Source organism: Leptothrix ochracea (assembly GCF_041083635.1).
Lineage (GTDB): Bacteria > Pseudomonadota > Gammaproteobacteria > Burkholderiales > Burkholderiaceae_C > Sphaerotilus > Sphaerotilus ochraceus.
In genome coordinates, this window is record NZ_JBFPHB010000007.1 from 1 (window position 1) to 13,496 (window position 13,496).

Here is a 13,496-nt window from a genome sequence, read left to right on the forward strand (position 1 = left end):
GTGGTTATGTGCTGATGGCTCACGCGGGTCCGGATGCGGTGATCACGGCTTTGTTGAAGTCCAATGCTCGTTTGGGCCTGATTTTCTTGGACGTCAAGCGCGCAGCTGACAGCATCAGCAAGATCATTTGATCAAGGGCTTGTGACATTCGGGCCACACTTCAAGGCTCGCGGTGGGGCGTTCTCTGGCTTATTGCCCAGAAACGGGATCTGGGTGCGGATGGGATGTTTCATGAGGCGCATTCGTATGTTCAAGTGTGCGCTGACGATATCTCCGCTAACGCTCTGTCCCATGCGGCAACGTCCCACCCTTATTTCCGTGATTCCTTTTATTTGAAAGAGCTTTGCCATGCGTGCAGACGTTCTCAACTCGATTCTCAGCGAACTCAACGGCTCGACGGCCGACATTGAAGCCTCGGCTGTGCTTTCTACCGACGGTTTGATGATGGCCTCGCTGCTGCCGGCGAGCATGGACGAAGACCGGGTGGGTGCGATGAGCGCGGCCATGCTGTCTTTGGGTGATCGCACCGCCCGTGAACTGGCCCGTGGCGAACTCGAACAAGTGCTGGTCAAAGGTCAGCGTGGTTATGTGCTGATGGCTCACGCGGGTCCGGATGCGGTGATCACGGCTTTGTTGAAGTCCAATGCTCGTTTGGGCCTGATTTTCTTGGACGTCAAGCGCGCAGCTGACAGCATCAGCAAGATCATCTGAGGCCTCTGACCCAAGGCTGATGTCACGTTTTGTGGCGTAGCATGCTTGGCCATGAAACCGATACATGGTTGGGCCTTTAGCACGTTGTTGTTTTTGCTGACAAGTTGTGGTGGGAGCGCCGCGCCGGCTGTGCCCCCAACCACTTGGCCTGCCGTGACCGATCGTGCCAGTGCCGGTGCGCGTTGGGCCGCACTGGGCATACGCAGCTATCGGTTCACCCTTCACACGACCTGTTTTTGTCTTCCAGAGGAAGACATCGTGATCACTGTGCAATCTGGGAGCATGGTCTCCGCCATCTATGCGCTCAGTGGTCAGGCGGTGCCAGCTTCCCGAGTGAGTACCTTGGTCGCGACCTCGGTCGAGGGTTTGCTCGCACTCATCGACAGCGCCGCTGCTCGTCCTGCCGCCGTGTTGAACGTGACCTATCACCCCAGCCTGGGCTATCCCCAATCGATGTATATCGACTGGGTGCAGAACATGGCCGATGACGAGTTCGGCTACACAGTGGTGAACCTGACGATGCTTTGATCCATGCAAAGGCGGTGCCGGTGACCAGGCCCAACATCGGGGTGTGGTCTTTGCTGAACAGCATCGGGACCCGGTCAGGCCCAGTTGAGTTATCCACAGGCTGAATCGGACTTGTGTGAAAAAGCCGTGAATCTCCACAGGATTTGTGGGTAAACCTGTGCATAAGCTTGGGATAGATGCTCTAAAGCGCTGTCTTGAAAGGTTTTTTACTAGAGTGCTCTTGAATGAGGCACTGAGGTTGTTGAGGGTGGATTCGCACGGTTGGGGTTGACATGTGGTCTTTACACTCGGGTGGTAAATTGTCCGCCCACCATGAAAACCAAAAAGCTCCTCACCTTGTTTGTGCTCCTCGGCCTTGTCATGGCCGCGGGACTGTGGTTTTTCCGGGCGTCGCTCGGGCTCTCTTCTTCGGGCTCTCATCAGGCACCATCTGCTGCCACAGTCAAACCCCCCCAAGGCGTCGGCATGGGCGTGGCCCAGCAGCGCGATGTGCCGGTGATGGTCGATGCCATGGCCGTGGTGGAAGCGCTCAACAGCGTCGATATCCGTCCGCAGACCACCGGGGTGGTGCAGCGCGTGGCGGTGCGTGAGGGCCAAGTGGTGCGCAAGGGTGACGTGCTGTTCGTCTTGGAGGATCGTACCGAGCGCGCCAACCTCGATAAGGCGCGCGCGCAACTGGCGCGTGACCGAGCCACCTTGCACGATTTGGAGCGGCAGCTCAAACGGTCGCAAGACTTGTTGGCCAAGCAATTCATCGCTCAGAGTGCGCTCGACAGTGTTCAGACCCAGCTTGATGCCCAGCAAGCCGCTGTTCAAGGCAGTGAAGCGGCGCTACGCGCCAGCGACATCGCTTTGACGGACACCGTTTTGCGTGCCCCTTTGGCCGGTCGTTTGGGTGCGCTGCATGTCACGGTGGGCAGCTTGGTGCAGCCCACTGGGGTGGTGATGGTGACCTTGAATCAGATGGAGCCGGTGGCCTTGAGTTTGGCCGTGCCGGAGCGTTATCTGGCCGGTTTGCAAACCTTGTTGAGTGGCCCCAAGCCGCCGAGCGTGAGCGTGGTGGGGATGGCGGCGGCTTCTGGGGTGACACTGCCCGCCGGTCCCGTGACTTTCATCGACAACGCGGTCGATGCAGCGACCGGCACGGTACGGATCAAGGCCACGGTGCCCAATCCGGGCCAAGGGATGCTGCCGGGCCAGTCGGTGCCGGTGCGGCTGAGCTTGCGCATTCTCAAAGATGCGGTGGTCATCGCGCAGGCCGCCATCATTCAGCGGGGTCAGGAACGCCAGATCTACGTCATGGCCCAAGATGGCACAGCGCAGCTGCGCAGCATCAAGGTGCTTCAGCCCTTGGGCGACTTGGTCGCGGTCGAAGGGGTTCAGGCGGGTGAGCGGGTGGTGGTCGAGGGCAAGCAGAACTTGCGCCCCGGCCAAGCGATCAAAGACTTGCCGACGGCTCCGGGTGCCCCAGCTTCCGGAGCATCACGATGAATTTCACCGAGCATTTCATCCGCCGTCCGGTGATGACGGTGCTGCTCAATCTGGCCATCGTGCTGGCCGGTTTGGTGGCGCTGGGCAAGATCCCGGTTGCTGCTTTGCCCAGCTACAACACGCCGGTGATTCAAGTCAGTGCCGCGCTGCCTGGGGCCAGCCCGGACACCATGGCCAGCTCGGTGGCGCTGCCGCTGGAAAAGCAGTTCTCGACCATTCCGGGGCTGGCGACCATCAGCTCGACCAACACCCTGGGTCAGACCTCGGTGGTGTTGGAGTTTGAGTCGAGCCGAGACATTGATGCAGCGGCGGTGGACGTGCAGGCGGCGCTGTTTCGCGCTCAGCGCACCTTGCCCACCGACATGACCACGCCGCCGTCCTATCGCAAGGTCAATCCGGCCGATGCGCCGGTGCTGATTTTGGCCTTGACCTCGCCGTCGATGGCCTTGTCGGAGCTGAATGAATTTGCTGAGAACCTGATCGCCCCGAGCCTTTCGACCATCGACGGCGTGGCGCAGGTGGCGATCTTTGGCCAGAAGCGCTACGCGGTGCGCATCAAGGTCCATCCCGATGCCTTGGCCGAGCGCAATCTGAGCTTGGACGAGTTGCGCGCCATCCTCGGCAACGCCAACGCCAACACGCCGGTGGGCGTGCTCGAAGGCCCGCGCCAAACCTTGACCGTCCAAGCGAACCGCCCCTTGGCGAGCGCGCGTGAGTTCGGTCAATTGATTGTGGCCAGCCGCAACGGTGCGGTGGTGCGGCTGCGCGATGTGGCGGATGTGCAAGACAGCGTCGAAATCATCAAGAGCGCCTCGCGCTACAACGGCGAGCTCTCCATCAACTTGGCCGTGCTGCGCCAGCCCGACGCCAACACCGTGCAAGTGGTGGACCGGGTGCGAGCCTTGCTGCCGCGCTTTGCGGCGCAGTTGCCGGGCTCAGTGGTGATCACGCCCTTCAACGACCGCTCCATCTCGATCCGCGACGCCTTGCACGACGTCAACCTCACACTGGCGCTGACCATCGTGCTGGTGGTGTTGGTGATCTTTCTCTTCCTGCGCCGCATGGTGGCCACCCTGATCCCGGCGCTGTCGTTGCCGGTGTCGCTGATTGGTGCGCTATCGCTGCTGTATCCACTGGGCTACAGCTTGGACAACGTCTCGCTGCTGGGTCTGACCTTGGCGGTGGGCTTGGTGGTCGATGACGCCATCGTCATGCTGGAAAACATCGTGCGCCACGTCGAAGACGGCATGGCTCCTTTCGAAGCCGCCATCAAGGGCGCGCGTGAGATGGCGTTCACCATCCTGTCGATCTCGATCTCGCTGGTGGCGGTGCTGATCCCGATCTTCTTCATGCCGGGGGTGATCGGCCTGCTGTTTCATGAATTTGCCGTGGTGGTCGGCTTGTCCATTCTGGTTTCGGCCTTGGTGTCGCTCACCTTGGTGCCGATGCTGGCCAGCCGTTTTCTCTCGGCGCACACCGCATCCGGTCACGCTGATCACGGTGCTGTCTCGGACGAGTCCGCACTGGGTCGCTGGTTTGAACGCGGTTTTGCCACTTTGTTGCGTGGCTACGGCCGCACGTTGGATGGGGCCTTGAGGCATCGGCGCTGGGTGTTGCTCGGTGCTTTGGGCACATTCGCGCTCACGGTGCTGCTGTTCATTGAAAGCCCCAAAGGCTTCTTCCCCGAAGAAGACATGGGCCTGATTCAGGTCACGACCGAAGCGGCCGATGACATTGCTTTTCCGGCCATGCAAGCCTTGCAAGCGCGGGTGGCCACCATCTTTGAACAAGACCCTGCCGTCCAAGCGGTGGGCTCCTTCATGGGCGCGGGTGGTCCGAGTTCTTCGACACAGAACACCGGGCGACTTTTTATCACCTTGAAAGCGCGCAGTGAGCGACCTTCGATGGCCAAGGTGGTTGAAGGTTTGCGCAAGAAGTTCGCCGCCATTGCTGGCATCGCGGTCTACATGCGTCCGGTGCAGAACTTGCAGCTCGGTGGGCGCGCCAGCAAGAGCCGCTATCAGTACACCTTGCAAAGCGTGAGCGCCGACGCCTTGAACGAGTGGGCTGGCAAGCTGCAAGCCAAACTGCGTGAGGACGTGCTGTTCCGTGACATCACCAGCGACTCGCAACTGCGCGGCCTGCAAGCCAGCCTCAGCATCGACCGTGACAAAGCCGGGCTGTTGGGCGTGTCGATGGCCGATCTGCGCAGCGCGCTCTACAGCGCCTTTGGTGAGCGCCAAGTCTCGACCATCTACAACCCGAGCAACACCTATCAGGTGATCATGGAAGCGGCCGATGCTGACCGCGAGTTCGAAGACGCCTTCAACAAGATCTATATCCGCAGCAAAGCGGGCGGCTTGGTGCCCCTGAGCGCTTTTGCCACGGTGCAGCGCACGGTGGGCCCGACGGCGGTGAACCACCAAGGGCAGCTGCAAGCCATCACCATCAGTTTTAACCTTGGGCCCGATGTGTCGCTGGGCACCGCCACCGAGCATCTCGACGGCTATGTGCGCGAGCTGAAGATGCCCTCCACCTTGATCGGTACCTACGGCGGCGACGCGGCGGTGTTCCAAGACAGCCAATCGGGTCAGCTGGTGCTCTTGGGGGTGGCGTTGCTGGTGATCTACCTGCTCTTGGGCGTGCTTTACGAGAGCTACATCCACCCGATCACCATCCTTGCGGGCTTGCCTTCGGCGGTGGTGGGGGCTTTGCTGGGACTGACGATCTTCGGCATGGACCTGACCTTGATCGCCACCATCGGCATCTTGATGCTGATCGGCATCGTCAAGAAAAACGCCATCATGATGATCGACTTCGCCTTGCACGCTCAGCGCAACCAAGGCCTAAGTCCGGCGGAGGCCATCCGCCAAGCCTGTTTGCTGCGCCTGCGCCCGATCATGATGACCACCTTGGCCGCCTTGATGGGGGCTTTGCCGATCGCTTTGGGCTTGGGTGCTGGCGCTGAACTGCGTCAGCCCCTGGGTGTGGCGGTGGTGGGGGGCTTGCTGCTGTCGCAGTTCGTCACCCTCTACATCACCCCGGTGATCTATCTGGCCCTTGACCGCTGGAGCGGCCGGGGGCCGATCACCACGACGCCCGATCTCCGTTCGCCCTGAGCCTCAGCTCTTCCTCACCCGCAGCAGCTCATCAAGGATCAGGCCGGCGGCGCCGGCGCTGATGGCGCAGTCGGCCACGTTGAAGGCGGGGAAATAGCCGCCGTGGAACAGCGGCGTCAGAAAGCTCCAGTGGAACTGGAGAAAGTCCACCACGTAGCCCAGCCAGATCCGGTCGATGACGTTGCCCAGCGCGCCGCTGAGGATCAACGTCAGCGCCCATGCAAAGAGGCGCTGATGGCCGTGCTGGCGCAGCATCCAAGCGATCACGCCAGCGGCGGTGCAGCCCAAGCCGATGAAAAACCAGCGCTGCCAGCCGTCAGCCTGGGCCAGAAACGAGAACGCCGCCCCGGTGTTGTGCACCCGCACCAGATTGAAGTAGCTCGTCAGCGTCACGCTGTCGCCATACGAGAAATGACTGATCACCAGCAGCTTGGTGGCCTGATCAAGCACGATCAGGCCGAAAGCGATGCTGAGCCAGCGGGATAAAGACGGGCTGCTTGCCATGGTGGTTGTGGGTCTCGATCTGGCTTAAGCCACCGCGCGCACTTCGCCTGCACCGTCCAGATTACTGGCGCAGCGGCCGCACAGGGTGGGGTGGGCGGGGTCGGAGCCGATGTCGTCGGTGTAATGCCAGCAGCGTTCGCACTTGGTGGCGGTGCTCGGGGTGACGAGCACTTGCAGGGCTTCGCCGTCCACCACGGTGGCGGTGGAGGTGATGGTGACGAACTTCAAGTCTGCCCCCAAGCTGCGCAGCAGCGCCGCGTCATCCGCACCCGCCGTGATGGTGAGTGTGGCTTGCAGCGAGGCACCCACTTGCCCGGTGGTGCGCACGGCTTCGATTTCTTTGTTGGCCAGTTCGCGGATCGCGCGGATGCGCGCCCACTTGGCCAGCAGCGCCTCGTTGGGCGTGGTGAAGGGCCAGAAGGTCTCGAAGTAGATTGAGCCTTGGTGCTTGGCCCCGGCGAAGTGCGTCCAAGCCTCCTCAGCGGTGAAGCTGAGGAACGGTGCCATCCAGCGCAGCATGGCGTGGGTGATCTGCCACAGCGCGGTCTGGGCCGAGCGGCGCGCCAAGCTCTTGGGCGCGGTGGTGTAGAGCCGGTCTTTGAGGATGTCGAGGTAGAAGGCGCCCAAGTCTTCCGAGCAGAACACTTGCAGCTTGGCCACCACCGGGTGGAATTCGTAGGCGTCGAAGTGGCGCAGGATCTCGGCTTGCAACTCGGCAGAGCGTGACAAGGCCCAGCGGTCGATCTCCAGCAGTTCGGCGTCAGCCACCGTATCGACGGCCGGGTCGAAGTCGCTGGTGTTGGCCAGCAGGAAGCGCAGGGTGTTGCGGATGCGGCGATAGGCATCGACCACGCGGGCCAAGATCTTGTCGTCGATGTTCAGGTCGCCCGAATAGTCGGTGCTGGCGACCCACAGACGCACGATCTCAGCGCCGAGCTTGTTGGTGATGGTCTGCGGCTCGACGGTGTTGCCCAAGCTCTTGCTCATCTTGCGGCCTTGGCCGTCGGTGGCAAAACCGTGGGTCAGCAGGCCCTTGTAGGGCGCACGATCAAACAGCGCACAGCCCAGCAAGAGCGAGCTGTGGAACCAGCCCCGGTGCTGATCGTGGCCTTCGAGGTACAGATCGGCTTCAGGGCCTTCGGCATGAAAAGCGCCGTTGGGGTAGGCGTGGGCATGGGAGCCGCGCAGCACGTGCCAGAAGGTTGAGCCCGAGTCGAACCAAACTTCCAAGATGTCGGTGCTCTTGGTGTAGTGGGCGGCACCGTCCGGGCCCTCGGTGCCCAGCATCGCTTCGGGCGTGACGGCGCTCCAAGCTTCGATACCGCCTTGCTCCACGATCTCCGCCGCCCGATCCAAGATCTCCAACGTGCGCGGATGCAGCTCGCCCGAGTCCTTGTGCAAGAAGAACGGCACCGGCACGCCCCAAGAGCGTTGGCGCGAGATGCACCAGTCGGGTCGGTTGGCGATCATGTCGCGCAGCCGGGCCTTGCCGTTGTCGGGATAAAAGCGCGTGTGGTCGATGGCGTCCAGCGCCATCTGGCGCAGGGTCTTGGGCGCTTTGTCGGTGGTGAAAACACCGTCGCCTTCGTCCATGCGGATGAACCACTGCGCCGCAGCGCGGTAGATCACCGGGGTCTTGTGGCGCCAGCAATGCGGATAGCTGTGGGTGATGGTTTTGGTGGCCAGCAGGCGCCCGGCGTTGCTGAGTGCGTCCAAGATGACCGGCACGGCTTTCCAGATGTGCAAGCCGCCAAAGAGCGCGAAGTCGTCGGCATAAGCGCCGTTGCCTTGCACGGGGTTCAAGATCTGGTCGTAGCGCAGACCGTTGGCCATGCAAGAGTTGAAGTCGTCCACACCGTAAGCGGGCGCGGCGTGCACGATGCCGGTGCCGTCGCTGGCGCTGACGTACTCGGCCAAGTACACCGGCGAGAGGCGGCGATAGCCGGCGTCCACGTCATAGAGCGGATGGCGGAAGTTCAAGCCGCCCAAAGCCTTGCCGGGCGCGGTGGCCAGCACCGTGCCTTCTAGGCCAAAGCGTTGCAAGCAGGCCTCGACCAGCGATTCGGCCAGCACCAAGCAGCCCTTGGGGGTCTCGACCAAGGCGTAGCTCAGCTCCGGGTGGGCGTTCAGGGCTTGGTTGGCAGGGATCGTCCAGGCGGTGGTGGTCCAGATCACTGCAAAGCCGGTTTTGCCCTCAGGCAGGGCCGACAAGCCAAAGGCGGCGACCAGCGCGGCGCTGTCGTCGGCCTCGAAGGCGACATCGAGCGTTTCGCTCTTTTTGTCGGCGTACTCGATCTCAAACTCAGCCAAGCTGGAGCCGCAGTCAAAGCACCAGTAGACCGGCTTCAGACCGCGATAGACAAAGCCGCGTTCCACGACGCGCTTGAAGGCACGGATCTGACCGGCCTCGTTGGCAAAGTCCATCGTGCGGTAGGGCCGTTCCCAGTCGCCGAGCACGCCCAAGCGCTTGAAGTCTTCGCGCTGCTGTGCCACTTGCTCGCTGGCGTAGGCGCGGCTCTTGGCTTGCATGTCGGCGCGTGAGAGCTTGCGGCCGTGGAGCTTTTCAATCGCGTTCTCGATCGGCAAGCCGTGGCAATCCCAGCCGGGGATGTATTGCGCATCGAACCCTTGCAACTGCTTGCTCTTGACGATCATGTCCTTCAAGACTTTGTTGAGCGCGTGACCGATGTGCAGCTTGCCGTTGGCGTAGGGCGGGCCGTCGTGCAGCACGAAAAGCGGCGCGCCCTTGCGCGCTGCGCGCAGGCGGCGGTAGAGCGTGGCCGCGCTATCCGAAGCGCTATTCGCAGCGTTATCCGCCGTGTCGGTGCTGTTCCAGTCTTTTACCCACGCGGGCTCGCGCTTGGGCAAGTCGCCGCGCATCGGGAAGGGGGTGTCGGGCAAATTCAGCGTGGCGCGATAGTCCACGGGGGCGGGTGTTGCGGGGGTCGCAGGGGTTGCAGCGGTGTCAGTCATGGGCTCGGGGCGCGGATGTTCGGGGGTGGCTGGCAAACCAGGCCTGAGCTTGCCGGACATCTTGGCGGATCGCCGCTGTCAGGGCGTCAAGCCCTGCAAAACGGGCTTCATCACGCAGTTTGTGCAGCAGCTCCACATGCACCAGTTTACCGTAGCCCCCCTCGCGGCCCAGCTCAGCCGGCCAGTCGAACACGTGGGTTTCCAGCAGGATGCGCCCGGCGTCTTCCACCGTTGGCCGCACCCCCAGACTGGCCACGCCGTTCAAGGGCTCCGGCCCCAGCCCGAAGACCCGCACGACAAAGATGCCCGTGGCGGCGGATTTGTCGTAAGGGAAGCGCAGATTGAGGGTCCGAAAGCCGTCATCAGCGCCGCTGCCGGAAGCCCCCAGGCCGCGCCCAAGCTTTTGGCCGTGCACCACCCGACCGCTGATGCTGTAGGGCCGCCCGAGCAGCACGCCCACGTGGGCCATGTCGCCAGCGGCCAAGGCCTCGCGCACGGCCGAGCTCGATACCCGCAGCCCGTGAACTTCGTAGCTCATCATGCGGGCCACATCAAAGCCGCAGCGATCACCCGCCGCGTCCAGCATGGCGTAATCGCCAGCGCGTTTGGCCCCAAAGCGGAAGTCGTCACCCACCAGCACGTAGCGGGCGTGCAAACCCTTGCAAAGCACGTCTTGCGTGAAGGCGTTCGGGCTCAGATCGGCCAAGCGCTGATCAAAGCGCAACAGCACCACTTGATCGATGCCGCAGCCTTCAAGCTCTTGCAATTTGTCGCGCAGGCTGGCGATGCGTGCGGGCGCTTTTTCCGGCAGACCGGCCCGCCGGGCGAAGAAGTCGCGCGGATGGGGCTCGAAGCTCAGCACACAGCTGGGCAAGCCCCGGTGGCGAGCCTCGTTTTTGAGCAGCGCCAACATGGCCTGATGGCCGCGATGCACCCCGTCGAAATTGCCAATCGTCAACGCACAGGCGGGTGCTACGCCGGGATGGTGAAAACCTCGAAAAACTTGCATGGGGGCCGATTATCCGCGTCTCCGGCTCCTTAGAAATTTAGTAGTAATATCTACAAATATGAAATATTCACTACTTATTCTTTCATTGCCGACTGAAAGTGCCACATCGCGGATGCGTGCTTGGCGGGCCTTGAAAGCTGTGGGTGCGGCTGTTTTGCGCGATGGCGTGTACTTGCTGCCGCTGAGCGAAGATGGAACGTCCCGATTGCTGGCCGTGGCCGAGGATGTGCGCCATCACGGCGGCTCGGCCCATCTGCTCTGTACCGCAGCGCCTGAAGGTGAGAGCTTTGAAGACCTGTTCGATCGCAGCGTTGAGTTTGGGCAGTTGGTCGAGGAAATCCGGCAAACGCAGACGCATTTAACGATGTCGAATGCGTCCAAAGCTGTCCGCAAGCTGCGTAAATCTTTGGCGCAACTGATCGAGATTGATCACTTTCCTGGGCCGGCTCAGGTGCAAGCTTGTGCGGCGATGCAGGATTTGGAGCTCGTTGCTGAGCAGCTTTTGGGGCTTGGCGAACCAACATCGGGGCTGGGTGCCCTCTCGCTGTTGCAACGCAGCGACCATGAGGGCCGGGTCTGGTTCACACGTTCTCATCCTTGGGTGGATCGTCTGGCCAGTGCTTGGTTGATCCGGCGGGCCATTGATCCCAAGGCTCGGATCTTGTGGCTTGATGCGCTTGAACAGGCCCCCCCCGGAGCGTTGGGATTCGATATCGATGGCGGGGCCTTCTCCCATGTGGGCGCCAAGGTGACTTTTGAGGTTCTTGTGACCCGTTTCGGGCTGACCACACCGGCCTTGTCGCGTTTGGGGGCCATCGTGCACTACCTTGACGTCGGTGGCATTTGTCCGACGGAAGCCCCCGGCATCGAGCAAATTCTCGCGGGCTTGCGTGCGGTGAGTGACAGCGACGATCAGCTGTTGGCCCGCGCCACCCCCATTTTTGAGGCGTTGCTGCTTGCCTTTGAAAAGGAACTCTTGCCATGAACACCCCTCAACCTGCCGTGAGCCTGCGTGAGGCGCTGCTTTTCTGGCTCAAGCTGGGTTTCATCAGCTTTGGCGGCCCGGCTGGGCAGATTGCGTTGATGCATGCTGAGTTGGTCGAGCGGCGGCGCTGGATCAGCGAGAAGCGTTTTTTGCATGCACTCAACTACTGCATGGTGCTGCCGGGCCCGGAGGCGCAGCAGCTGGCGACTTATTTGGGCTGGTTGATGCATCGCACCTGGGGCGGGGTGGCGGCCGGGGTGCTGTTTGTCCTGCCCTCACTTTTCATGTTGATCGGTCTGAGCTGGGTCTACATGGCTTGGGGACACGTGCCGTGGGTGACGGGGGTGTTTGATGGCATCAAGCCCGCTGTCACGGCCATCGTGGTGCAAGCGGCTTATCGCATCGGCACCCGCACGCTGAAAAATGCCTGGCTTTGGGCCATAGCTGCGGCGGCGTTTGTGGCGATCTTTGCCGCCAACGTGCCTTTCCCCCTCATCGTGCTCGCCGCCGCCGTGCTGGGTTATCTGGGCGGACGCTTCAAACCGGCCTTTTTCACGCTGGGTGCGGCCCATGCAAAGACGCATGCGCATGCTCCTGTCGCCCCCGCTCTGATCGACGACCACGGGCCCCTGCTGGCGCATACCCGTTTTAGCGTTTGGCGGCTGATCGCGGTGCTGGCCAGTGGCGCGCTGTTGTGGTCGGCGCCGATGGTGGCGGTGATGGTTTGGCAAGGAAGCGCAGGCACCTTGGCGCAGATGGGCTGGTTTTTCACCAAAGCCGCGTTGCTGACCTTTGGCGGGGCCTATGCGGTGTTGCCCTACGTCTGGCAAGGGGCCGTGGTCGAGCAGGGTTGGCTGAGTGGCGCGCAGATGATCGACGGCTTGGCGCTGGGTGAGACCACGCCCGGACCGCTGATCATGGTGGTGACCTTTGTCGGTTTTTTGGGCGGCTGGCAAAGCTCAGAGCTGGCGCTGTGGTTCGGGCCGGAGCATCGCTGGCTGGCTGGGACGGTGGCTGCTTGCTTGGTGACGTGGTTCACCTTCTTGCCGTCGTTCATCTTTATCTTGGCTGGCGGACCCTTGGTCGAGGCCACGCATGACGCGCTGCACGTCACTGCACCACTGACCGCTATCACGGCAGCGGTGGTGGGTGTGATCCTCAATCTGGCGCTCTTCTTTGGCTACCACGTGCTCTGGCCCGAAGGCTGGCAGGGCGCGTTCAATGCGCCTTCCGCCCTGATCGCCGTGGCTGCGGCTGTGGCCTTGCTGCGCTACAAGCGCAACGTGATGCACGTCATTGCCGCTTGTGCGCTGGCCGGTTGGCTGCTCAAGACGTGGCCGACACTGCTGGCACCATGGTTTGCTTAAGCACCCGGCGCAAGCGCGTGCGGGTGGCGGCCAGCGTGGTTTGGTGCACGGGGTCGAGCTTGTGCCAGCGCGCTTGGATGCGGGCGGGGTTGGGCTGCCATGGCGCGGCGCGGCTGGCAAAAAGGATGCGGTTGGTGTCGCGCTCAGAAGGCACCGAGAGGCTGCGGCTGTCGAAGGTGGCGTCGATGCGGGTTTCAAGCACCGCGCTGTCGTCGGCTTGCATGTTCACCACCATCAACCCTTCGGGCGCAAGGGCCGCGTGGCAGTGGGCGTAGAAGCTGGCCGAACACAGCGCCTCGGGCTGGCCTTCACGGGTGAAGCCATCGACCAAGATCAGATCCCAGTCGTGGGTTTCGTCTTCGTCGCGCACAAAAGCCGCCCCGTCGCCGCACACCACCCGCAGGCGCTCGTCGTCCGCTGGGATGAAAAAGTCGTCGCGCACGGCGATGACTTGCGGATTGATTTCAACCACCGTGATGCAGGCTTGGGGCAGGTGGCGGTAGCAATATTTCACCAGCGAGCCGCCGCCGAGGCCGATCATCAAGATGCGTGTTGGGGGCGTGTCCGCCAGCAGCAGAAAACCCATCATCACCCGCGTGTAATCCAGATCCAGTGCGTCGGGGGCCTCTAAACGCATGGCGCTTTGGATCGCCATGATGTCGAAATGCAGGGATACCACCTCGTCGGAGGCGTAGACAAAGGGGGTGTCGAGGGTGATCTCCAGCGTCGGCTCGGTTTCGACGGTGGCTTCATCTTCAAAGGGATAAAAACCCTCGAAGCCGTCGAACGGTGTGGCGGGGAGGTCCATG

At 62.3% G+C, this 13,496-nt stretch carries 10 protein-coding genes; 6 read left to right on the forward strand and 4 right to left on the reverse strand.

The features are described from left to right. Positions 1–348: 348 nt before the first annotated feature. The 4 genes from AB3X39_RS03055 (at position 349) to AB3X39_RS03070 (ending at position 5,849) form a co-directional block, all read left to right on the forward strand. The gene (locus AB3X39_RS03055; protein WP_009453188.1) at positions 349–711 is read left to right on the forward strand and encodes a roadblock/LC7 domain-containing protein; all 363 of its coding nucleotides are present in this window, start codon (positions 349–351) and stop codon (positions 709–711) included. A 51-nt stretch (positions 712–762) separates the two neighbouring features. Next, entirely contained in the window at positions 763–1,239 is a 477-nt protein-coding gene (locus AB3X39_RS03060) for a DUF6174 domain-containing protein (RefSeq protein WP_369415886.1), read from the forward strand. Positions 1,240–1,551: 312 nt separating this feature from the next. Then, entirely contained in the window at positions 1,552–2,730 is a 1,179-nt protein-coding gene (locus AB3X39_RS03065; RefSeq protein ID WP_369415887.1) for an efflux RND transporter periplasmic adaptor subunit, read from the forward strand. Continuing rightward, entirely contained in the window at positions 2,727–5,849 is a 3,123-nt protein-coding gene (locus AB3X39_RS03070) for an efflux RND transporter permease subunit (RefSeq protein WP_369415888.1), read from the forward strand. Before AB3X39_RS03065 ends, AB3X39_RS03070 begins: the two co-directional genes overlap by 4 nt. Before the next feature lie 3 nt (positions 5,850–5,852). On the opposite strand, the gene lspA is transcribed toward AB3X39_RS03070, so the two are convergent. Genes lspA through AB3X39_RS03085 form a run of 3 tightly spaced genes read right to left on the reverse strand, consistent with a single transcriptional unit; the run spans position 5,853 to position 10,335 of the window. After that, complete coding sequence (gene lspA, locus AB3X39_RS03075) at positions 5,853–6,353, reverse strand: signal peptidase II (RefSeq protein ID WP_369415889.1); 501 nt, start codon at positions 6,351–6,353, stop codon at positions 5,853–5,855. 24 nt (positions 6,354–6,377) lie between these two features. Then, complete coding sequence (gene ileS, locus AB3X39_RS03080) at positions 6,378–9,326, reverse strand: isoleucine--tRNA ligase (RefSeq protein ID WP_369415890.1); 2,949 nt, start codon at positions 9,324–9,326, stop codon at positions 6,378–6,380. After that, positions 9,319–10,335, reverse strand: coding sequence for a bifunctional riboflavin kinase/FAD synthetase (locus AB3X39_RS03085; RefSeq protein ID WP_369415891.1), 1,017 nt, complete (start codon positions 10,333–10,335; stop codon positions 9,319–9,321). Before AB3X39_RS03085 ends, ileS begins: the two co-directional genes overlap by 8 nt. Before the next feature lie 112 nt (positions 10,336–10,447). Between AB3X39_RS03085 and AB3X39_RS03090 the strand changes: the two genes are divergently transcribed. Both AB3X39_RS03090 and chrA read left to right on the forward strand, forming a co-directional pair. Beyond that, positions 10,448–11,320 carry a chromate resistance protein ChrB domain-containing protein gene (locus AB3X39_RS03090; RefSeq protein ID WP_369415892.1) on the forward strand — a complete coding sequence of 291 codons (873 nt, stop codon included), beginning with the start codon at positions 10,448–10,450 and terminating at the stop codon, positions 11,318–11,320. Further along, positions 11,317–12,687 (forward strand): chromate efflux transporter, encoded by a 1,371-nt coding sequence (gene chrA, locus AB3X39_RS03095; RefSeq protein ID WP_369415893.1) that lies wholly within the window; start codon positions 11,317–11,319, stop codon positions 12,685–12,687. The genes AB3X39_RS03090 and chrA overlap by 4 nt, the downstream gene beginning before the upstream one ends. On the opposite strand, the gene AB3X39_RS03100 is transcribed toward chrA, so the two are convergent. Then, complete coding sequence (locus tag AB3X39_RS03100) at positions 12,647–13,495, reverse strand: fused MFS/spermidine synthase (protein WP_369415894.1); 849 nt, start codon at positions 13,493–13,495, stop codon at positions 12,647–12,649. The two genes, chrA and AB3X39_RS03100, sit on opposite strands and share 41 nt — an antisense overlap. Position 13,496 lies beyond the last annotated feature (1 nt).